Here is a 20,671-nt window from a genome sequence, read left to right on the forward strand (position 1 = left end):
AGTTAAGCACTCCCTTTTAAATATGATTGGGCAACTTTGAGATAAATATTCGCAGCACCAGCTAATTTTTCTTTTAAGGTTAACTCTGAAGGGTATTCCTTTACTGCAAGTTCCGCGACGAGTTTTGGTAAGATCAATGCTTCCATTTTGTTTAGGCAACGCACTAAACGAATCGCATAAGACACGTCACCATCTGCAATCATGCGATCATTGGCAAAAGCTTGTGCTGTACTTTCTTGGAATGAAAACACCAAGAATGCGTGATGAATATGCTTAAAAATAATTGAAAGATCAGGTTTATGGTCTAATGACTTAACCAATTCAAGCTGTTGCTTTTGATTCACCTTGGCAATAAATGAAGCGCCATTTGGAAAAACTTTCATCGATAATGTAAAACCAACAGGGAGTACAGATACTTCATGTTTAATTTCATCATCAACTTGACTCGCCATTACTAAACCTCTGCCAATCACATCCATCATGAGTTTGACGTAGGCTTGTTCTAAAGCGGGTTTGATAGATTTACTTGAAATCACTCGCTTGTCCCTTTATGCAGTTGTATTTTGTTTTAGAGTAATTACTCTAATTTGTTTTTAGAGAAAAAGAAAGTGATTTATTTGCATGTGACTTGATCGTCATTTGAGTTTTTGTCAATGACCTCAATCTCACTAAAGTAATTGCTTTGTTGAAAATACTCAAACACATCTTGAGACAATTGGTTGTAATCTGGATAATTTTGGACTAAATCACAAACCCGTACCATTTCTAAACCTGAATATCCACAAGGGTTGATGGTGTGGAAACCCTCTAAATTACAGTCAATATTTAAAGCTAAACCGTGATAGCTACGACCTCTACGGATTTTAAAACCTAAAGAACCAATTTTACGTTCATTGACATATACCCCTGGCGCATCAGGTTTGGCATATGCTTCAACTTGATATTTCTTGAGTAAATCTATCATGAGATTTTCTGCATAAGTCACGAGTGTGCGAACATTCCATTTCAAGCGATTCAAGTCAAACATAAAATAAATTACCATTTGACCAGGACCATGCCAAGTGACTTGCCCTCCACGATCAGATTGCACCACTGGAATATCGGTATGCATTAAGATGTGTTCTGGTTTACCCGCTTGTCCCTGAGTGAGTACATCAGGATGTTGTAGAATCCAAAGCTGATCAGGTGAATGTTCATCACGTTGCTCAGTAAAAGATTTCATTTCTTGAAAACGATTTGAGTAGGATGTCAAATCTTGATATTGGCGAATAATCAGTTTGGGTTTTAGAACAGCATCACTCACTATCATGTGTCCTTGAAAATAGGGGAGTTGGTTAATTATAAGGAAATTGACGACTAAAGGTGAAAACAGTTGTTATCGGTTTAAAAATAACAGGGTAATTAAGATTGAGGTGGGGCTGAGCTGGCATAAAAAAACACGCCATATAGGCGTGTTCCTTATTTATTGCAAAATTACAATGCTGTACGAATATGTTCGCAAGCTGCAAGGTCAGCATATAACGCATGAACTTGTTCAAGCTCATCAAAACGCAATTGAGCAGTAATTGAATGATATTTACCTGTACGTGATGGTTGTACAACTAGCGTTGTTTCATCAAACTCTGGAAAATGTTTAACCAAAATTTCGACGACAGCACCACGTAATTCTTCACCCGCATTACCAATCAATTTGATTGGGTAATCCATTGGAAAAACCCAAAGATGTTCTTGTAATTCGCGAGATGGAGTGCGGTCTAACATTTTTTCACCTCTAATTTATCAACAATGCCTGCAACAGTGCAGGCATTGTGTTTCTCTTAAATACTTAATGGGGTTACTCGATTAATTTTCAAGTCCCAAAAGTATTCATAGATTAAGCATGGAAATTAGTCATTTTCAAGGAATGAACGCAAATGCTCAGAACGTGAAGGATGACGAAGTTTACGTAATGCTTTTGCTTCAATCTGACGGATACGTTCACGTGTCACATCAAATTGTTTACCAACTTCTTCCAAAGTATGGTCTGTTGGCATATCAATACCAAAACGCATTTTCAACACTTTGGCTTCACGTTCAGTCAAGTTTTCAAGCACTTCACGCGTTGCTTCTTTTAAGCCTTCTGAAGTTGCAGCATCAACAGGTGACGTGATGTTGCTGTCTTCAATGAAATCTCCAAGATGCGAATCTTCATCATCACCAATCGGCGTTTCCATAGAAATCGGTTCTTTGGCGATTTTGAGCACTTTACGAACTTTAACTTCGTCCATCTCTAAACGTTCACCCAATTCTTCAGGTGTTGGTTCACGCCCCATTTCTTGAAGCAATTGACGAGATACGCGGTTGATCTTGTTAATTGTTTCGATCATGTGGACTGGAATACGAATTGTACGTGCTTGGTCAGCAATAGAACGAGTAATCGCCTGACGAATCCACCAAGTTGCATAGGTCGAGAATTTATAACCACGACGATATTCAAACTTGTCTACTGCTTTCATCAAGCCAATATTACCTTCTTGAATCAAGTCGAGGAATTGTAGACCACGGTTGGTATATTTTTTCGCAATCGAAATTACCAAACGTAAGTTTGCTTCCACCATTTCTTTTTTGGCACGACGAGCTTTCGCTTCACCAATCGCCATACGTTTAGAAATATCTTTAATTTCTTTCACGTTTAGATTAAGTTCTTTTTCGATGTCTGCAATTTTTTGTTGAAATGCCAATACATCTGGGCGAACTTTTTCTAAATAGCCTTTCATCTCCGCTGGTGCTTTAGCAATCTGCTCGTCCAACCATGCTGGATTTGATTCTTGACCTGGGAATGATGTACGGAATTGCGTACGGTCCATACGTCCACGACGAACCGCATAACGCATCACTTCACGTTCAGAAGTACGAATTTGCTCGTGTGTACCACGAATCATTTCAGAAATAATGTCAAACAAACGTGGAGTGAATTTGAACATCATAAATACAGTTGCAAGCGCTTCCATGGCTTCAACACCTTGAGCGCTGTTGCGACCATGTTGAGCAATCGTTTCTTTCGCTGCATTCCAAACCGCTTCTAATTCATCGAAACGAACTTTAGCGATTTCAGGATCTGGACCAGACTCACCTTCAGAATCATCATCACTTTCTGACTCTTCATCTTCGTCATCATCATCCAATTTAACGTCTTTGGCAGGTTTAGTTGATGAACTAGTTTCATCTTCATCTAAATCTTCTGATTCGTCTTCTAATACTTCAGGAATTGCTTCATCTGTTTCAGGGTCTAAATAACCTGAAAGAATATCAGCAAGGCGACGTTCACCAGCTTCATAATCTTTGTATTCTTGTAGTACAACTTCTACAGCATTTGGCCAGTAAGCGATTGAATGTAAAACGTCACGAATACCTTCTTCAATACGTTTAGCGATACTAATCTCGCCTTCACGTGTAAGAAGTTCAACAGTACCCATTTCACGCATATACATACGTACAGGGTCAGTGGTACGACCAGGTTCATTTTCTACAGAGGCAAGTACAGCAGCAGCTTCTTCTTCTGCAACTTCATCGCCAGCTTCGCTATTCCCATCAAACATTGCATCATCGGTTTCTGGTGCGCGTTCGTGTACAGGAATACCCACGTCTTGAAGCATTTGAATAATGTCTTCAATCTGTTCGCTTTCTGTGATTGAGTCTGGGAGATGATCGTTAACCTCAGCGTAGGTTAAGTAACCTTGTTCTTTGCCTCGGCTAATAAGAGCCGCTACTTGTGAAGTAGGGGAATGCATTTCGCTCATCTTTACTCTCTTCTCGTTGAATCTGTGGCAGTGAAAAACCGTGCATAATAGCACAATCTGTTAATTTATAGATGTGAATAGCTCAGCTATCCCATCAGAAAACCAGTTAAAACGGTCTGATAGAATATTTAGAATTCAAATTCAATCAATTAGGTGGGGCTGAAATTGTTATTTTCAAGATCATCCCGTGCGTTTTTTGTTCAAATTTATCGAAAAACAACAAGACGCAGGGTGGATTATATCATTACATAAAATAGGGCTTAAAAAAAGCCTAATTTGGTCTATAAATACAAAAAAAATAAAAAAAACTTGACAAGTTTTCTGAAGACAGATAAATAGCGCCTAGACCCATTCACTTTTTTTCATTATGAGGTAGTTTTAGTGTCTTCTACAGATTTTGAACTAGATGATAACTACGGTGATGATGATGTTAGTTTTGATGAGTCATCAAGCAAAATTAGCGCCAAAGAATCTTTAGAAAAGCGACGTTTGATCGATGATTTACTTGCACAGCGTCGTTTAGAGAAAGATTTAAAAGATTTTGATTATGACATTGATGACGACGATGATTTTGATGATGAAGATTAAAAATTCATTGGGCATAGCCTTGGAAAATGCTATGCTTAAAGCTGATCAAAGTTTATTGGAAACAAAATGAGTGCTTTAGATTTAGACCTACTGAGCGATTATCTAGATGGTGACCAAAATGAATTTGGTCTAGATTTCGCAGCGACTCATGGTTTCTTATGTGCAACTGCAGTTGGTCCTCGTTTTGATCAATGGCTAGATGAGTTGTTTGATAACAATCAAAAGAAAGTTCCTGCTGAAATTATTGCACAAATCAAAGCATGGCTTGAAGCGATTCGTCAGAACTTAGCCAACGAAGAAGGAATTGAGTTTCCTTTTGAAATTGAAGAAGCAGACGTAGAGTCTAGTTTAGGAGATTGGAGTGTTGGTTTCGTAGACGCAATGTTCCTGAATGAAGATGCTTGGTTTGCACCAGAATATGAAGAGCAAATTGTAGATCTAACACTGCCAATGATGGTGTTTAGTGGTGTAGATGATGAAGATCCTCAAATGGAATCATTCCGCCGTAATGGTCAATTGATGGATGAGATCGCCGAAGAAATTCCTGAAAATCTGAATGAAATTTACTTGATGTACCATACACCAAACTAATCGACTCAGATAAAAAGCCTGCTTTCTCCAGTGAAAGCAGGCTTTTTTTTGTTTTGCTATCTGCGATAACAACACCAATACCAAGAGGCTTGATCTTGATAATATAAATCTGAATAATATTTTCTTATTTACATCCTATTTTGATATTAAGGTTGGCGATCTGCAATTTTCTTTAAATTTTCATGAATTTTGAAAATCACAATCAGCAGTTCTGAGTAAACTCGAACAGCCAAGCCACCAAACACAATAATCAATATGGCAGAGAACAAGCGACTAAAGAATCCTGAGTATGCGCCATAACCAAACCCAAACAATGTGGTTAAAGCAGCAATCACGACACCGATTAATCCGAGCCAATATAAAACAGTGACAATTTTTGGGGTAAGCATGTCATTGAGTGTCAGTAAGTTATTCATGTATTAAGTACCTGTTATATTCTTCATTTAGTGATATATGTGCATGGGGTTGTAAGTGATTAAAATTTGCACTCAAAAATTTTAAATGAGATTTATTACATAATCAATCTTGTAAATGAAACAGGTTGAACTCGACCTAAATTCAATTGGTCTTCTTTCATAAGTTCTTTTTAAACTATAAATCGACAAAAATCCCCTCAGCTTTGCTTTTGTTGAAGGAAAGAAGGCACTTTCAGTATCCATTTGATTCGTTCAATATGATCGTTTTCTAATGTATGAAAGAGCTCTATTGTTCACACACAAATAAGCTTTGAGGAATTTAAAATTTACCAATTTCCTCAAAAATTATAAACAACAGCATGATATTTCGAAATTTAGAACTTCGCGAAAAGTAAGCTGCACCCTAAAATAAACAGTAAAACCCCAATAATTCGATTGATGATAATTTCATTGTCTAAAATTTTATTGCGGATTGTGGGATGTGCACAAAATAGTGCAATGAGTGCGAACCAAATAAAATGGCTGATTGAAATGAAAGCGCCGTATGACACTAATTTTAGTGTGGAATTCCCAGCTGTAGTAATCAATTGTGCAAATAAACTGACGACAAATAGGGTTGTTTTGGGGTTCAGACTATTGGTTAAAAAACCATGTCGAAATGCTTGCCAAGCAGTGATACCCACACCATTTTCATTTAACTGTACTTTGTTTTGGGTGAACGTTTTGTATCCCAAGTAAATCAAATAACCTGCGCCAACATATTGAATCGTTTGTAGGAGATAAGGCATATGGTTTTTTAAAAAACCGAGTCCAAACAGACTATAAGCCACATGTATCCACACACCGCCTGCAATTCCCAGTGCTGTACTGAGTCCAATTTGACGACCATATAGATAACTATTACGGGTCACAATGGCAAAGTCAGCACCTGGGCTAATGACAGCCAAACAAGTGATTAAGATGACAGCAATCATTTCATTCACTCATGCATTCCTTTTTTGAAAAATAAATTATTGTGTATATTTTTCATATATTTGACATAAAATAAATCGAGAATATTTTTTGGGTATACATGAGTTTTTGGAATATATTTAAGAGTGGTTGAATTTCTTCAAGTTTATTTACCAATTGCTAAATTTATCTTTGTTGTTGCTATAAATCTTGAGATCAAATGAGTAAATCATATGCATAAATATGATGAGACAAAGTGAAGTGGGAAAAATTTTTAGCAGGAAATATTGAAATTTTATTTTAACTTTGAATTCGACTGTTTTATGACATTCGATAATGAATAAAGGGGATGATGAGTTTTATTGTTAGTGGCTGTTGTATATTTTCAAAATTGAAAACTCGATGATCTCATGTAATTAAATGGACGGGAATCAGCTTTGTGATCACCTATCCATCAGCTTTCAGCTTTAAAATTTTCAGGGGGATGTTTTTGATTACATTGACTTGGCTTTTTTGAATCTTCGATACACCCAATAAGCAATGAAAATAAAGACGATGAAAATAATGACATAGCTCACTTGACTGAAAATTTTTTGCATTAATGCAGTATTGTTTCCAAAGTAATAGCCGACTGCGGCAAGAAAGCTGGTCCAGATGACTGTTCCTAAGCTGCTATACAGCATAAATTTCCAAAAGGGCATATGACTCATTCCTGCTGGAATACTAATCAAAGAGCGTACAGCTGGAATCATTCGCCCAAAAAAGACCACATTGTGACCATATTTCTCAAACCAATCTAAAGCTTTTTTAACATCTTCTGTTTTGATAAAAAGATATTTTCCATAGCGATCTACCCATTCAAAAATTTTTTGGTTGGGAATCTTACGCCCAACCCAGTACAACAATGCTGCTGCAACAAGTGAGCCTATACTTCCTGCAATAATTACACCCGATAACAGCAATTGTCCTTGAGATGCGGTAAAGCCTGCAGAAGGCATAATAATTTCAGAGGGAATAGGAGGGAAAACATTGTCTAAAAACATGAGCAGAGCAATACCGAAGTAACCCAATTGCTCCATGATCGCAATAATCCAATCAGTCATTTTGTATATAAAAATAGGCAGTTATCAACATAGTATTGTGTACATTTTAGAAAATATAGTAGGGATTTGTTGTGCTTTAAAACGTTTTGATTGAATGACTAAACACTTTAGAAAAATTCTTTGTTTTATTAATTTTGAATCTGATATTGAGCATGCAATGGGTATTACAGTAAAAAGCCGTAGTGGATGAACTACGGCTTTTTATCGGATCTGTAGAATTAAAGGCGTTTGCGCTTTGCCGCAACAATTTGAGATTGGCGCATACGGAAACCTTCTTTTTGTTGCTCGGTTGTTTTATCAATACAATATTTACAAGAAACACCATGTTCATAACTTGGAAGAGCAGCTTCTTCTGGAATCAATGGCCAACCGCAAGCGTGACATTTAATATTTTCACCTTCTTGCATGCCATGTGTGACCGCAGTACGTCCATCAAATACGAAGCATTCACCTTCCCACATGCTTTCATCAGCAGGGGTTTCTTCGAGATATTTTAAAATACCGCCTTTAAGATGATATACCTCATTAAAACCTTCTTGTAAAAGTAAAGAAGTCGATTTTTCACAACGAATACCACCTGTACAGAACATCGCAATTTTTTTGTCTTTATGCTGTTCTAACTCTTTTTTTACATAGTCTGGAAACTCTCGGAAAGTCTCTGTCTTTGGATCTATGGCACCTTTGAATGTACCTGCTTTGTACTCATAATCATTGCGTGTATCAATTAAAATGACGTCATCACGAGCAATCAGTTCGTTCCATTCTTTAGGGTCTAAATAGTGACCTACCAGATCACGTGGTTTGACTTCAACGCCGAGTGTTACAATTTCTTTTTTAAGTTTAATTTTCATTTTTCGGAACGGTTTTTCGACACTATGAGATTCTTTGTATTCCATTGTGCTGAAGCCTTGATCTAACAAGAATTGATGAATCGTATCAATTGCTTGGCGATCACCTGCCACTGTTCCGTTGATTCCTTCATTCGCTACAATAAGAGTACCACAAAGGTTGATTGTTTTTACCAAGTCTAAGAGACGTTGTTGAACATCAGCAGGATCTTGAACTTCTTTGAATTGATAAAGTGCGGCAACAACCCAACCAGAGGTCGCTTGCTGTTCTACAGGTGCAAGCTGTTCTACAGTAGCGTTCATGGAGTACTCCAAATATAAAATAGGACAAAATTAAAGGCGGCTATTTTAACGTGATTTGCAAGAATATGCGAGAAAACCCTAGTGTTTGTAGTGCTTTTTTATTCCATGAGAAAAATATGGTTTTTTATACTAAATCTAGTGCTTTAAAATAATTTATATACAATATATAGTATTGCGAAATGATATTTTATGCTAAAAATCCGTGTGGTTTTGTGGATGTAAGGAGTCTATTTTGAGTAATGAGCGTCGAATACCAACTTTAACACCATGCGCTGGTCGTTGCTCAACGGTATTTGGTGATTCTGTGTGTCGTGGCTGTCGCCGTTTTAATCACGAAGTCATTCAATGGAACACTTACAATTCAGATCAACGTTTGGCGGTTTGGAAACGCTTAGATGCGCAGTTAGATCAAATTTTGGTTCCAATGCTTCCACTTGCAGATTTAAGACATATAGAAGGCTTTATTCAAGGCAAACGTATTCGTGTACTGGATTCGGCATCAAAAGGTCGCAAGCTTTATCATGCCTTAAAACTTTGTGAAAAAAATAAGCATTTGGCAGAAGAAAGTGGTTTGGGGATTCAGTCGAAACAAGTGAAACCTTTATGGGATGAGTTTGAGCGTCGTGTTTTGGCTTTGGCAACAGCAAGTTATGATTTTGCATGGTTACGCGCAGATGGTATTCGACAGAGTATTTTGCATTTGGAAGATGTTTAGATCTTAACAAAAATACATATTTTAAAAATAAATTAAAGCGGCAAAAAATCCCAATTCAACCATTTGAATTGGGATTTTATTATGAAGCATCACAATCTAAATTGTGAACTAGATTTTTAAATATTGTGTTTGAGGCGGTACTGCACCAATTCTTCGATGGTAATGACGGTTAAATGGTGTGTCTGCGCATAAGCAAGCACTTGAATACCAGCTGCCATTGTTCCATCAGGATTGGTGATTTCACAAAGCACACCCGCTGGTTTTAAACCTGCCATACGAGCCAAATCAATTGAACCCTCTGTATGACCACGACGTGTTAATACGCCACCAGCACGACCACGTAATGGGAAAACATGACCAGGACGGTTTAAGTCACTTGCTACAGCACCAGTTTTAATAGCAGCATGAATCGTAGTGGTACGATCTTTTGCTGAAACGCCTGTTGTAACCCCTTGGGCAGCTTCAATGGTTACGGTAAATGCTGTTTTAAATTGACTCGAATTGTCTTGTACCATAGGTGGTAATTCAAGATGGTCAGCGAGTTCATCGGTAAGTGTCAAACAGACAATACCAGAACCATCACGAATCATACGCGCCATGGTTTCAACATTCAGTGTTTCCGCAGCAACAATTAGATCAGCTTCGTTTTCACGATCAAAATCGTCCATGACCAAAACAGGTTTGCCTTGGCGCATATCTTCTAAAGCTTGCTGGATACGTTGTTCTGCTGGAGATAATGCAGAAAAGAAAATTTCAGGTTGAATTAAGCTAGACATTGAAACGCTCTCGTAAAAGTGAAAATACGGTTGAACATTTCAGGACATTTGAAATAGTGGCGTTACAAAACATTTTCCAATAACGAATATTGAAATTTTTAAGCTGTGACGTCGTCTTCTTTCATCCGGACTATACCGTCGGCTTTGGTATTTCACCAAATCTGCGAATCACTGATTTCAAGTGATAGGCTCGTGGGCTGTTGGTTCATGATTAAAAATCAGTCCAATTTACCACCGGTGGGGAATTACACCCCGCCCTGAAGCGATGTAAAGTCATTATAGCCAGTTTTTCTTGGAATGGATGCTTTTTTTTAGAATGATGAGTACTATGGTTAGAACAATATTTGCTATAGAAAATAATCAAATTTATACATTATTCAACAGTATCTATCTTCATAGTGATATTCATAAACAACAAACAATAAGTAGGGGGGAGTGCATTGATGAATATACAGCAAGATATATATTCATGGCGGAATGATCATTTCGTTCAACATTTGCAGGTTTTGGGGTTTACGCTCATTGCTGTCAGTATTTTGTATTTAACCGCAGCGAATTGGTTTATGTTGCCACAAGCTTTACAGTTGGCAATTCCGCAAGTCTTATTATTGTTGAGTGCATGCTCAAGTCTGTTCTTTGTTCGACATGATTATTTAGTGCAATGTTTACATACGATTAGTGGCTTAATGATCGGTTTAAGTTTGGCGGTCATCGGTCAAATTTACCAAACGGGAGCGGACAGTTATTTACTGTTTTTGATCTGGTCTATTTTATTGCTTCCTTGGTTATATCGTCACAATATTTGTATTTTTACCTTACTGTGTATCACTAGCCAACTCACTTTATTTTTGTTTTTTAAACAAACATTTTGGGCTGATGAATATCCTGTCACATTCATATTTAGTTTAAATCTTCTTTTATTGTTTCAGTTTTATTTTTGTCTTCGTTATTATCAAAACTTACGTTATCTCTTTATCTTAGGGTTTAGCATTCTTTCGATTTGGCATATGGGTTTATTTTTATATGGTGATGGTGAGTTAGCATATGCCACAGCTATGATTTTTACCTTATTAAACGTCAAAATCGCCTATTTGATTTCGTCTTTTTTTCTGCTTTCTGTCGCATTTACTTATTTTTATCGAAAAAAAGATCAACTGTGTAGTGTACTTTCAGCCGTTGGTTTGGGGATTACTTTTACACTGGTGATTTTCAAGTGGATGAATGGCTTTTTTCGAGAATCAGAGGTGCTCGGTTTATTTTTAATCGCATTACTGGTTTTTGCATGGTTTGCACTGATTACTGTTTTATTGATTAAGTTTATTCCTCAAAACAGATTTAATAACATTCCGATCGCTGTAGGCGCATGGATTGCAGGTATTGTATTGGCATCATTGATGCTGACTTTTTGGGGTAATTTTTCCTTAATTATGGGAGCCGTTTTTGTGGTGCTGGCTGCCTTTATTTTAAAAAATAAACACGCTTTATTTTTAAGACAGTTTGCATATTGTATATGGATTGCGGGGCAAAATGCTGTAATTTTCCATAGCTTTGAATTAACAGATCAATTCTTTCCTATTTTCTTTATTCAGCTGGTTATGCTGTCTCTCAGTTATTTTATTCGTAGCCATTGGTTTTTTATTTTTATTCAAATTTTTGTTTTGTACTTATCTGGTATTGCACTGATCTGGGATATAAGCACGCTATTTGGCGTACATCGTTTCATTGAAAATTTTTCATATTTGACCTTATTGAGTTATGGGTTTTATTTGGCAATGATTTGGGTGCAGCGTGTTCAACCTAGTCAATACCAACGAAGTTTAGCTTTGGCTAATTTACTGATTATTCTGTCATCTTTAGGCTTCTATACACTATTTGGGCAATATGAATTAGAAAAAATCAAATATCTTCCTATTCTGAATTTGGGCTTACCTATTTTATGGCTGGCTTTGTTTATGATGTTGCGGATTCGCAATCAATTTAGCTTGGTTGCCCAAGTCATATTGTTGGCTTTTGCTGCAGTATTGATATTTTATGGTTATTTTGAAATTTTTATCTGTATGGCGATACTTTCATGGGCAATGTCACAGCACGATAAGATCGTCTACGGATTAGCTTTGGTCACTTTGGCTTTGACCTTATGGTTTATTTACTACGCTTTAAATGTCAGCTTCCTGCTTAAAAGTCTAAGTATTTTTAGCTCAGGATTATTGTTGTTGGTATTGACTTGGGTGTTACATAAGTTCCAATCAGTAGAGAGGGAAAATACATGAAAAAAATCATTCCTCTTTGTCTTGCTTTAATGAGCATAATTCTCTTTCTGGGAATTATTTTTAAGAATGAACAGCATTTGAAGAATAGTCAGAGTATCTATGTTCGTTTACAGCCTGTAGATCCACGTTCCTTTATTCAAGGGGATTACATGGCACTTCGCTATCAGCTTTATTTAGTGCCTCAGGACACAAGACTTCATCCTACAAAACCTACTAATGAAACTACTGAGACAGTCGGTCAGGTGTTTTCAGGGCATTATTATGATGAACGTATAAAAAATAACTCTTCGGTTTTGACCTTTGTAGAATTAGATCAACAGCGTCGAGTGATTCACACTTATTTTGATCCACCGAAAAATGTAAAAACTACTCGGTTAATATTAAAAAACCCAGATAATCGATATACATCATTATATCCAGCTTCAAAAAGTTTTTTATTTGCTGAAGGTTTAGGGAAATGTTATCAAGCTGCGCAGTATGCAGAATTTAAAGTTGATCAACAGGGTAATGCAATCCTTGCATCTCTAAGAGGAGCGCAGTTACAAGATTTGGACTGTGAAAATAAACAACATTGGCGAGATGGATTTAGTTCAGCAAATAAAGCGTTATAAGTTGGTTGGGCAACAAAAAACCCGCATTATTGTGCGGGTTCTTAATGCTCTGTTGTTGCTTAAGCAACTTGAACAGGGATACAGTTTGCTGTGTGATTCACCGTATTATCTGGGTTTGCATAAACAAGGCGAGGTTTATGCGCATCTGCTTCAGCGTTGGTAAAGTCACCAAAGGTTGCAATAATCATTAAATCACCCACATCAGCTTGAAGTGCAGCACCACCATTGACAGAAATAATGCCTGAGCCTTCTTCACCACGAATCGCATAAGTTGTAAAACGTTTACCATTGGTCACGTTCCACATATGAATTTCTTCATATTCACGAATACCAGCCAAATCCAAGAGAATACCGTCGATTGCACAAGAGCCTTCATAATGTAGTTCTGCTTGTGTTACAACACAACGATGGATTTTTGCTTTTAATAAACGAGATAGCATGATGCGCGTCTCCAGAGTTGCCCTTACGATTGTTATCTTGCGATGGATCAACAATTTTCAATAGGGGGGATACATTTGAAAGCGCATTTTGCTCTTAAAAATGAATCATAGCAAGAAAAATTGTTGAACAAGGAATGTAAAAATTGAGCTTCGAATTATGGTTTATAAGCATTGATTTGATTCATTGCTTGCTGTATCTCACCATTGACCAATAATTTCGTTCTCGCTAAAGCATGATGTATAGCATCGTCCATCAGTGTCTGTTCACTACTTGGTGCTTTGCCAAGTACATGTCCTGATACTTTTTCTTTTGCGCCAGGATGACCAATACCTATACGAAGACGATGAAAATTAGAACCGATATGTGGAACAATGTCACGTAGACCATTGTGACCACCATGTCCGCCGCCAGTTTTTAAACGAATTACACCTGGATCCATATCCAGTTCGTCGTGGGCGATGAGAATTTCTTCTGGTTTAATTTGATAGAATTTTGCGAAAGGAACAACGCTTTGACCAGAAAGGTTCATAAATGTTGTTGGCAGTAACAGACGAACATCTTGTCCTTCTATATTGCCGCGACCACTGATTCCTTTATATTTTGAATCAGTTTTTAAAGTTATGCCATATTGCTCTGCAAGGCGTTCAACAAACCAGAAGCCTGCATTATGGCGGGTTTGGGCATATTCAGAACCTGGATTACCCAAACCAACAATCAGTGAAAGTTTACTCACTCATTTACACCATTAAACACTTATGCGCGTTTGAAGTCAGCGTGCATAGGAGTGTTTTTAGATGGGTGACGTTGTAACGCTTGGATTTTAACGCTTTCAACTTTACCATCGATGTTGATTTCAACAACTTCTTCAAAGAAAGCATTGTTTTCTAAAACTTTAACAAGCTCACGAAGTTCTAAAGTTACTGCTACAGGTTCAGCAGCACCACCGTAGATGATTGCTGGAACTTTGTTTTGAAGACGAAGGCGGCGGCTCGAACCTTTCCCTTGAACTGCTTCTTCACGTGCTACTGCATTTAATACGAAGTTTGCCATGATGACATTTCCTCATTGAGTTTAATTGACTGAACTTTCGACCAGTCCAGTGATAGAAAGCCCCACCTAAGGGCAGGGCTTTGAAAATTTTGCGCTATTATAGATAAGAATCAAACATTGCGCTAATAGATTCTTCGTTGTTAATACGACGAATTGTTTCAGCAACCATACTTGCTACTGAAACTTGGCGAATCTTACCAAGTTTTAATGCTTCTTCTGAAAGTGGAATTGTGTCAGTAACAACCAATTCATCAATCACAGATTTGCTTAAATTTTCAAGTGCTTTACCTGAAAGTACAGGGTGTGTTGCATAAGCAACCACTTTACGTGCACCAAAAGTTTTTAATGCATCGGCAGCTTTACACAATGTACCAGCTGTATCCACCATGTCATCCACGATAACACAGTCACGATCACGTACATCACCAATCAAATGCATCACTTGTGATTCATTGGCTTTTTGACGACGTTTATCGATGATTGCAAGATCAATATCACCCATTTGCTTTGCAACAGCACGTGCACGCACAACACCACCAACGTCAGGTGAAACCACCATCAGGTTATGATGCTGTTGTTGACGCAAGTCAGCAAGTAAAGCAGGTGTACCGTAGATGTTATCTACAGGAATATCGAAGAAGCCTTGGATTTGGTCAGCATGCAAATCGATCATGACAACACGGTCAATACCAACAGTCGTCAGCATATCTGCGACAACTTTTGCTGTAATTGGAACACGAGTTGAACGTGGACGACGGTCTTGACGAGCATAACCAAAGTAAGGAATTACAGCAGTAATACGACCAGCACTTGCACGACGCAATGCATCAGCCATTACCAGGATTTCCATAAGGTTATCATTGGTAGGGGCACAAGTGGGCTGTACGATAAATACGTCTTTACCACGCACATTTTCAGTAATTTCGACAGTGATTTCACCATCAGAAAATTTACCTACAGCAGCAGCTCCAAGAGGAATGTGCAGATGGCTAACGACTTTTTGGGCGAATTGTGGATGCGCAGTTCCACTAAAAACGACAAGATTGGGCATGAAGCACCCTTGGCGGTTGGCAGATTTGAAATTAGATGGCAGGGGCGGCTGGATTCGAACCAACGGATGCCGAGATCAAAACCCGGTGCCTTACCACTTGGCGACGCCCCTAATGCGGCAGAATTTTAGTGTTTTTGCATGTTTCTGTCAAGGTAAATCAACATTAAATGCAAATACCATGTTCTGTCTTTTTTGAGAAAATGGCAGGGGCGGCTGGATTCGAACCAACGGATGCCGAGATCAAAACCCGGTGCCTTACCACTTGGCGACGCCCCTAATTCGATGTTGTATTTAATGGCAGGGGCGGCTGGATTCGAACCAACGGATGCCGAGATCAAAACCCGGTGCCTTACCACTTGGCGACGCCCCTAAAATACAACGATCTACAGGTGAAAAATGATGGCAGGGGCGGCTGGATTCGAACCAACGGATGCCGAGATCAAAACCCGGTGCCTTACCACTTGGCGACGCCCCTATCATTACACTTCAAAATGAATGAGTGGTGATTCATTCAAACTGTTGACCAAAAAGGCTTTGCAGGGTGAATGATTTAAAATATCATCAATCTTCATTTGTTCAGTGACTTCAACAAAAACACAAGCACCTGTACCTGTAAGCTTTGCTGTACCGAACTGATCTAAATACTGCATTGCTTCATCAACTTCAGGGTATAAACTTCTTGCCAATGGCTCAAAGCTATTTCTGAAATCAGATGGCTTTAGCTGATAGGCGCAAAATTTAGTAGGCTTCTTATCTCTTGTCAATGTTTTTTGCGAAAAAAGTCGTTGAGTGCTGATAAAACAATCAGGTTTTAACACAATGTATTGTTTTTGATCTAAGTCTATGAATGTTAAGTGTTCACCAATACCTTCTGCCCAAGCATTACGACCATGCACAAAGATAGGAACATCTGCACCCAATTTAACGCCAAATGCTGCCAGTTGTTCAGTATTTAACCCACATTGCCACAATTGATTGACCACGATCAATGTAGTTGCCGCATTTGATGAGCCACCACCTAAGCCAGCACCCATTGGAATATTTTTTTCAATACGAATACTTAAGCCACTTGCGTGTTTCGCATAAGGAAGCAGCATTTGTGTAGCTTTGTAGATCAGATTGTGTTGCAGATCGACACTCTCCAATCCCTCAATCACGATTTGATCGGAATCTGTTTGGCTAAATTCTAGCCAGTCATATAAATCAATGAGCTGAAAAATACTTTGCAACTCGTGATAACCGTTTTCACGGCGACCAGTAATATGCAAAAACAGATTCAATTTTGCAGGTGAGGGAACACGAAGCATAGATTTGATTGCCTGATGTTGAGATTTAACGGTTTTGAATCACCATTGTAATACGGTTTTCCTGACCTGATTCAAGTTGTTGCTTTAAAATTAGTTTGTTGGGTAAAGTCGCCTGATGATTATAACTAAAATCTACGGTCCAACCATCTTCAACAATTTGAGTAATACGTTGTGCTGAGTCATGTGCAACTTGTGCATTTTCAGTGGCAGGATAGCCCTGTACCCAGTCAACAATATGCGTGATGGGAGCAACCCAACCGGTGGCTTTTTCAAGAAGTTCTTCTGGGCTTTCAGCTGAAATTAACCCAGTCTTAGAGCTGTTTAAAGTCACTTCACCTGATTTTCCTTCAATAATGGTTTTACCAATACCTAAGATACCATTGAGCTGAATATTGAAATCTTGTTGATTTTGCGACCATGTATAGAAAGCACTGCCAGATTGTTTTGGGGTTTTTACCCCAATTTTTCCCTCTAAATTGAATTGATTTGATGGCTTTTGAGTTGGACCATCTGTAGGTACCTGTGTTGGTGTGGTTGGGACAGGCTTAACGACTTGCTGACACCCAGTAAAAACAAGTGTTGCTGTTGCAGTAAGGGTGAAGATGATCTGCTGAATGTGACGCATATAGGCGATTAACTCTTTTTAATATGTTGCGGTAATATTAGTGAATCTAATTGATTTAATTGAGGATCATTTGGATGATTTTGTTTGAGTTGTTGTAACACTTCATTAAATTGTGGCAATGCACCTTGCATATACAAAGACTTTGCATAACGAATCCCAATATTAATACTATGACTCAAACTATAAGCTTTAGAGAGAATATTAGAGGCTGCATCAAAATCATTCTGCAAAAAGGTAATATAGCCCAAAGTATCTAAGATAGATGCTTGATCGGGTGCATATTCTAAAGCATGTTCAGCATAGCGACGTGCTTCGTCTAGACGTCGATTTTGCAAAGCCAAAGTATAAGCATAAGCATTTAGATAAGCTGGATTATTAGGTTCTAAATTCAATAGCTGTTTAAGTGCTTTGTCCAGAATATCGCGATTTTCAAAAGGGTCTAGCAATAAAATTTCAGAGTATAAAATTTCGGGGTCGTCGGGCAGATTTTTGACAGCTTCATTAAGCAAACTTAAAGCTGCTTTTTTATTGCCCATACGTTTTAAAATTTCAGCTTGCGCTTGATATAAGAAACTTGCATGTTGCGGATAATTTACACGTTCCTGAGTTAAAAAGCGTAGCGCATCATTCATTTTATTTTGTCTCTCAAAAATCGAGACGAGATTACGACGTGAAACCGTATATAAATTTCCATCTACTAAACGATAATAGGCTTTTGCCGTTTCATCATTTTGCTTACGCTCAGCATTGACTGCTAAATAAAAATAAGCTTCATTTTGATAGCGCGAGGAATAACGTAATTCCACCAAATACTGTTCAGCTTGATCAAATTTTTTTAAATCAATTGCTGTTAAACCTGCAATAAACAAAGCTTCTTCAGCATCTGGCCAGGTTTGAATGATGGTTTCTAATTTATCTAATGCCAGTTCAGATTGATGGGTTTTAATCAAATATTTAACTTCTGCCAATCGAATGTCATAGTTATATTTATTTTTGCGACTACTACGATTATACCATTTTAAGGTTTCTTCCTGATTGCCTAATGCCTCCAGTAGATTGGCTTTCATAAGAATAAAACCAGTCACTTTCGGGCGTTTTTTCAATGCCTTATTGACTGTTTTAAGGGCTTGTTCAATCTCGTCACTTTGCGCTTCTAAGCCAGCAATTAAGATTAACACGGAAGGATTATTTTTTTCTTTGCTTGCTCTCAGTGTGCTGAGTAGATTTTGACGGTCAACTTCAGACTCAGGGGCAATTCCTTCTAGAATTTTTTCTAAATCCGCGTTTGGATCGATTGTAAGAATACTGTCGAGCGTTTCAGCAGCCAGTTCATACTCATGTGATTTGAGTGCAATATGTGCCAAATAAAATTTTGCAGGAACATCTTCAGGTTCTTGTACAACCCAATGTGTTGCAATATCTAATGCTGCTTTTAAATCATTTTGCTCAATAGCTACATTGAGCGCACGTTGTTTAATGGTGGTGGAATTACTGCGAATTGCCAACACCGTATAATTGTGCAAAGCAGTTGCTGTATCATTATATGCCAGTGAAAATTCAGCAATAATGCTTTGTTTTAATGCATTTGTATTATATTTTGCATGATAAAATTCTCCAGATGCTCTAATATGAGCACTAGAAGCCATGCTACCAACCAGTAAGAATGTGGTAGAATATTGCTTAATTGTCATGCCGCTTAAGCGGTTGTTTATTTGACGCAATTTTTCCGAATCCAAGTATGCTTTTTATGACACCGTTATTGCACAATAGCATAAATTTAGCGAAATGATGATCTGATATGTCTTTCTTTGCATTGGGTGTCAACCATCAAACTGCCTCTGTTGAGCTTCGTGAGCAGATCGCTTTTAATCCAGAACGATTAAAAGATTTGCTGACGGAGCAAAGCCACTGCCAAAATTTGAATGATATGGTAGTGGTCTCAACATGTAACCGCACTGAAGTCTACGCCATGGCTGAAAATGCCGATATGGTATTAAATTGGCTCGCCCAAACCAATGGTATTGATGTAAAGCAATTGTCAAATCATGTATATCGTTATGAAAATACTGATGCTGTTTCGCATTTAATGCGTGTAGCAAGTGGCTTAGATTCTCTTATGTTGGGTGAGCCTCAGATTCTTGGGCAGGTCAAATCCGCATTATCGATTGCTAAAAATGCAGAAATCGTTTCACAAAATCTCAATCAAATTTTTGAATATGCTTTTTATGCAGCAAAACGTGTTCGCTCTGAAACTGCTGTGGGAAGTCATGCCGTATCGATGGGTTATGCCGTTGCACAGCTTGCTTTACAGGTATTTAGCAAACCTGAAAAACTGACAGTGATGGTGGTTGCTGCAGGTGAAATGAATAGTTTGGTGGCTAAACACTTGGCTGAAATGGGTGTGGCAAAAATTCTCATTTGTAATCGAAGTCGTGAACGTGCAGAAAAGTTAGCACAAGAAATTGCCCATCGTGTCGAAGTAGAAATCATCCCTTTTGATGAACTTGCAACACAACTTTATCGTGCCGATGTGATTTCAAGTTGTACTGGAAGCTTACATCAAGTGATTGCTTATACTGATGTAAAAGCGGCATTAAAAAAACGACGTTATCAACAGATGCTTATGGTCGATTTAGCTGTTCCTCGTGATATAGATCCGAAAGTTGAAAGTTTGGATGGTGTGTATCTGTATGGTGTGGATGACTTACAGAGTGTGATTGATGAAAATCTCGCTCAACGTCGCCAAGCTGCGGTTGAAGCAGAGGTGATGGTCAATCAACTGGTCACTCAACTGGTTACACACCAGAAAGTCAAAGATGCTGGCAGTACGATTCAGCAATTCCGCGAGCATGGCGAAGAGCAACGTCAAGCAGAACTTGCACATGCACTAGAGCGTATTCAAGCAGGTGAAGATACCCAACATGTATTAGAAGATTTTGCCCACCGCTTAACCCAAAAACTGTTACATCCTGCCTCAATTCTACTGCGTCAAGCAGCTCAGGATGAAGATCCATCACATTTTGAATGGATGAAAGAAAATATTCAGGATATTTTTGAGCAAGAACGAAAACCTAAAGCAAAATAATGATTTAAGAAAGTAATGATTTAAGAAAGTAATGTAGTGAAGCTTTTTGCTTCAACAAATATTGTTCATATACTCGTGTTATCAAATTAGAATACAGAAATTAAAATGCTTAAGACTTTATATTTATTCATATTATTGCTTATCTCAATTGAATGTTTCGC

General features: G+C 38.0%; 22 protein-coding genes, 4 tRNA genes and 1 riboswitch. Of the genes, 6 read left to right on the top strand and 20 right to left on the bottom strand.

Translation table 11 applies throughout. The features are described 5' to 3' along the window. Window positions 1-2: 2 nt before the first annotated feature. The 4 genes from AC1Z3T_RS07820 to rpoD all read right to left on the bottom strand — a co-directional run bounded on the left by AC1Z3T_RS07820 (window position 3) and on the right by rpoD (window position 3,833). Window positions 3-536 carry a hypothetical protein gene (locus tag AC1Z3T_RS07820; RefSeq protein WP_100884650.1) on the bottom strand — a complete coding sequence of 178 codons (534 nt, stop codon included), beginning with the start codon at window positions 534-536 and terminating at the stop codon, window positions 3-5. Between the two features lie 77 nt (window positions 537-613). Then, a complete protein-coding gene (lipB, locus tag AC1Z3T_RS07825; RefSeq protein ID WP_005030754.1) occupies window positions 614-1,303 on the bottom strand; it encodes a lipoyl(octanoyl) transferase LipB in 690 nt (229 codons plus the stop codon). A 170-nt stretch (window positions 1,304-1,473) separates the two neighbouring features. Then, window positions 1,474-1,761 carry a YbeD family protein gene (locus AC1Z3T_RS07830; RefSeq protein WP_005030752.1) on the bottom strand — a complete coding sequence of 96 codons (288 nt, stop codon included), beginning with the start codon at window positions 1,759-1,761 and terminating at the stop codon, window positions 1,474-1,476. Window positions 1,762-1,886: 125 nt separating this feature from the next. Next, window positions 1,887-3,833: an RNA polymerase sigma factor RpoD gene (rpoD, locus tag AC1Z3T_RS07835; RefSeq protein WP_257790587.1), complete on the bottom strand. Its 1,947-nt coding sequence runs from the start codon at window positions 3,831-3,833 to the stop codon at window positions 1,887-1,889. Between the two features lie 327 nt (window positions 3,834-4,160). On the opposite strand from rpoD, the gene AC1Z3T_RS07840 reads away from it, so the two are divergent. Together AC1Z3T_RS07840 and AC1Z3T_RS07845 are read left to right on the top strand one after the other, a co-directional pair. Next, on the top strand, window positions 4,161-4,367 hold the full coding sequence (locus AC1Z3T_RS07840; protein ID WP_004722524.1) for a PA3496 family putative envelope integrity protein: 207 nt from the start codon (window positions 4,161-4,163) through the stop codon (window positions 4,365-4,367). A gap of 66 nt (window positions 4,368-4,433) precedes the next feature. Then, window positions 4,434-4,958 carry a YecA/YgfB family protein gene (locus AC1Z3T_RS07845; protein WP_005030750.1) on the top strand — a complete coding sequence of 175 codons (525 nt, stop codon included), beginning with the start codon at window positions 4,434-4,436 and terminating at the stop codon, window positions 4,956-4,958. Window positions 4,959-5,104: 146 nt separating this feature from the next. Here AC1Z3T_RS07845 and AC1Z3T_RS07850 read toward each other — a convergent pair whose 3' ends face one another. The 4 genes from AC1Z3T_RS07850 to trhO form a co-directional block, all read right to left on the bottom strand. Continuing rightward, window positions 5,105-5,374: a DUF4282 domain-containing protein gene (locus tag AC1Z3T_RS07850; RefSeq protein WP_005030747.1), complete on the bottom strand. Its 270-nt coding sequence runs from the start codon at window positions 5,372-5,374 to the stop codon at window positions 5,105-5,107. Window positions 5,375-5,748: 374 nt separating this feature from the next. After that, window positions 5,749-6,357 carry a LysE family translocator gene (locus tag AC1Z3T_RS07855; protein WP_171266123.1) on the bottom strand — a complete coding sequence of 203 codons (609 nt, stop codon included), beginning with the start codon at window positions 6,355-6,357 and terminating at the stop codon, window positions 5,749-5,751. 462 nt (window positions 6,358-6,819) lie between these two features. Further along, the gene (locus AC1Z3T_RS07860) at window positions 6,820-7,404 is read right to left on the bottom strand and encodes a DedA family protein (RefSeq protein ID WP_009585586.1); all 585 of its coding nucleotides are present in this window, start codon (window positions 7,402-7,404) and stop codon (window positions 6,820-6,822) included. Between the two features lie 242 nt (window positions 7,405-7,646). Further along, complete coding sequence (gene trhO, locus AC1Z3T_RS07865; protein ID WP_483396561.1) at window positions 7,647-8,579, bottom strand: oxygen-dependent tRNA uridine(34) hydroxylase TrhO; 933 nt, start codon at window positions 8,577-8,579, stop codon at window positions 7,647-7,649. A gap of 232 nt (window positions 8,580-8,811) precedes the next feature. Here trhO and AC1Z3T_RS07870 point away from each other — a divergent pair, with 232 nt between their 5' ends. After that, window positions 8,812-9,294 carry a DUF1289 domain-containing protein gene (locus tag AC1Z3T_RS07870; RefSeq protein WP_004828258.1) on the top strand — a complete coding sequence of 161 codons (483 nt, stop codon included), beginning with the start codon at window positions 8,812-8,814 and terminating at the stop codon, window positions 9,292-9,294. Window positions 9,295-9,410: 116 nt separating this feature from the next. Here AC1Z3T_RS07870 and ribB read toward each other — a convergent pair whose 3' ends face one another. Beyond that, window positions 9,411-10,070, bottom strand: coding sequence for a 3,4-dihydroxy-2-butanone-4-phosphate synthase (gene ribB / locus AC1Z3T_RS07875; protein WP_004828260.1), 660 nt, complete (start codon window positions 10,068-10,070; stop codon window positions 9,411-9,413). Between the two features lie 109 nt (window positions 10,071-10,179). Continuing rightward, window positions 10,180-10,338, bottom strand: a riboswitch (FMN riboswitch). A gap of 172 nt (window positions 10,339-10,510) precedes the next feature. Here ribB and AC1Z3T_RS07880 point away from each other — a divergent pair. After that, complete coding sequence (locus tag AC1Z3T_RS07880; RefSeq protein WP_100884652.1) at window positions 10,511-12,340, top strand: DUF2157 domain-containing protein; 1,830 nt, start codon at window positions 10,511-10,513, stop codon at window positions 12,338-12,340. Further along, window positions 12,337-12,951, top strand: coding sequence for a GDYXXLXY domain-containing protein (locus AC1Z3T_RS07885; RefSeq protein WP_100884653.1), 615 nt, complete (start codon window positions 12,337-12,339; stop codon window positions 12,949-12,951). The genes AC1Z3T_RS07880 and AC1Z3T_RS07885 overlap by 4 nt, the downstream gene beginning before the upstream one ends. A 59-nt stretch (window positions 12,952-13,010) precedes the next feature. Here AC1Z3T_RS07885 and panD read toward each other — a convergent pair whose 3' ends face one another. From panD to AC1Z3T_RS07940, 11 genes are all read right to left on the bottom strand, one after another. Then, on the bottom strand, window positions 13,011-13,391 hold the full coding sequence (panD, locus tag AC1Z3T_RS07890) for an aspartate 1-decarboxylase (protein ID WP_004722504.1): 381 nt from the start codon (window positions 13,389-13,391) through the stop codon (window positions 13,011-13,013). 155 nt (window positions 13,392-13,546) lie between these two features. Then, complete coding sequence (gene pth, locus AC1Z3T_RS07895; protein ID WP_004828267.1) at window positions 13,547-14,125, bottom strand: aminoacyl-tRNA hydrolase; 579 nt, start codon at window positions 14,123-14,125, stop codon at window positions 13,547-13,549. 20 nt (window positions 14,126-14,145) lie between these two features. Beyond that, window positions 14,146-14,442: a 50S ribosomal protein L25 gene (gene rplY, locus AC1Z3T_RS07900; protein WP_004828269.1), complete on the bottom strand. Its 297-nt coding sequence runs from the start codon at window positions 14,440-14,442 to the stop codon at window positions 14,146-14,148. Between the two features lie 97 nt (window positions 14,443-14,539). Continuing rightward, window positions 14,540-15,493, bottom strand: coding sequence for a ribose-phosphate pyrophosphokinase (locus tag AC1Z3T_RS07905; RefSeq protein WP_004828271.1), 954 nt, complete (start codon window positions 15,491-15,493; stop codon window positions 14,540-14,542). A gap of 36 nt (window positions 15,494-15,529) precedes the next feature. Continuing rightward, a tRNA-Gln gene (locus AC1Z3T_RS07910) sits at window positions 15,530-15,604 on the bottom strand. Between the two features lie 90 nt (window positions 15,605-15,694). Beyond that, window positions 15,695-15,769: transfer RNA gene (locus AC1Z3T_RS07915), tRNA-Gln, on the bottom strand. A 19-nt stretch (window positions 15,770-15,788) separates the two neighbouring features. Further along, window positions 15,789-15,863: transfer RNA gene (locus AC1Z3T_RS07920), tRNA-Gln, on the bottom strand. Between the two features lie 30 nt (window positions 15,864-15,893). Continuing rightward, window positions 15,894-15,968, bottom strand: a tRNA-Gln gene (locus tag AC1Z3T_RS07925). A gap of 4 nt (window positions 15,969-15,972) precedes the next feature. Next, the gene (ispE, locus tag AC1Z3T_RS07930) at window positions 15,973-16,800 is read right to left on the bottom strand and encodes a 4-(cytidine 5'-diphospho)-2-C-methyl-D-erythritol kinase (RefSeq protein WP_100884654.1); all 828 of its coding nucleotides are present in this window, start codon (window positions 16,798-16,800) and stop codon (window positions 15,973-15,975) included. A 25-nt stretch (window positions 16,801-16,825) separates the two neighbouring features. Beyond that, window positions 16,826-17,425, bottom strand: coding sequence for a lipoprotein insertase outer membrane protein LolB (gene lolB, locus AC1Z3T_RS07935; RefSeq protein ID WP_100884655.1), 600 nt, complete (start codon window positions 17,423-17,425; stop codon window positions 16,826-16,828). 8 nt (window positions 17,426-17,433) lie between these two features. Then, on the bottom strand, window positions 17,434-19,146 hold the full coding sequence (locus AC1Z3T_RS07940) for a tetratricopeptide repeat protein (protein WP_174761270.1): 1,713 nt from the start codon (window positions 19,144-19,146) through the stop codon (window positions 17,434-17,436). A 77-nt stretch (window positions 19,147-19,223) separates the two neighbouring features. Here AC1Z3T_RS07940 and hemA point away from each other — a divergent pair, with 77 nt between their 5' ends. Then, the gene (gene hemA, locus AC1Z3T_RS07945) at window positions 19,224-20,510 is read left to right on the top strand and encodes a glutamyl-tRNA reductase (RefSeq protein WP_009585630.1); all 1,287 of its coding nucleotides are present in this window, start codon (window positions 19,224-19,226) and stop codon (window positions 20,508-20,510) included. Window positions 20,511-20,671: the final 161 nt, after the last annotated feature.

It is taken from the genome of Acinetobacter sp. B-6 (genome assembly GCF_056930735.1).

Bases quoted from the DNA above. Each gene is read 5' to 3' on its own strand.
- AC1Z3T_RS07830 (WP_005030752.1), bottom strand. From the start codon at position 1,761: ATGTTAGACCGCACTCCATCTCGCGAATTACAAGAACATCTTTGGGTT.
- AC1Z3T_RS07845 (WP_005030750.1), top strand. From the start codon at position 4,434: ATGAGTGCTTTAGATTTAGACCTACTGAGCGATTATCTAGATGGTGAC.
- AC1Z3T_RS07850 (WP_005030747.1), bottom strand. From the start codon at position 5,374: ATGAATAACTTACTGACACTCAATGACATGCTTACCCCAAAAATTGTC.
- AC1Z3T_RS07860 (WP_009585586.1), bottom strand. From the start codon at position 7,404: ATGGAGCAATTGGGTTACTTCGGTATTGCTCTGCTCATGTTTTTAGAC.
- trhO (WP_483396561.1), bottom strand. From the start codon at position 8,579: ATGAACGCTACTGTAGAACAGCTTGCACCTGTAGAACAGCAAGCGACC.
- ribB (WP_004828260.1), bottom strand. From the start codon at position 10,070: ATGTCTAGCTTAATTCAACCTGAAATTTTCTTTTCTGCATTATCTCCA.
- AC1Z3T_RS07885 (WP_100884653.1), top strand. From the start codon at position 12,337: ATGAAAAAAATCATTCCTCTTTGTCTTGCTTTAATGAGCATAATTCTC.
- panD (WP_004722504.1), bottom strand. From the start codon at position 13,391: ATGCTATCTCGTTTATTAAAAGCAAAAATCCATCGTTGTGTTGTAACA.
- rplY (WP_004828269.1), bottom strand. From the start codon at position 14,442: ATGGCAAACTTCGTATTAAATGCAGTAGCACGTGAAGAAGCAGTTCAA.
- AC1Z3T_RS07905 (WP_004828271.1), bottom strand. From the start codon at position 15,493: ATGCCCAATCTTGTCGTTTTTAGTGGAACTGCGCATCCACAATTCGCC.
- ispE (WP_100884654.1), bottom strand. From the start codon at position 16,800: ATGCTTCGTGTTCCCTCACCTGCAAAATTGAATCTGTTTTTGCATATT.
- lolB (WP_100884655.1), bottom strand. From the start codon at position 17,425: ATGCGTCACATTCAGCAGATCATCTTCACCCTTACTGCAACAGCAACA.
- hemA (WP_009585630.1), top strand. From the start codon at position 19,224: ATGTCTTTCTTTGCATTGGGTGTCAACCATCAAACTGCCTCTGTTGAG.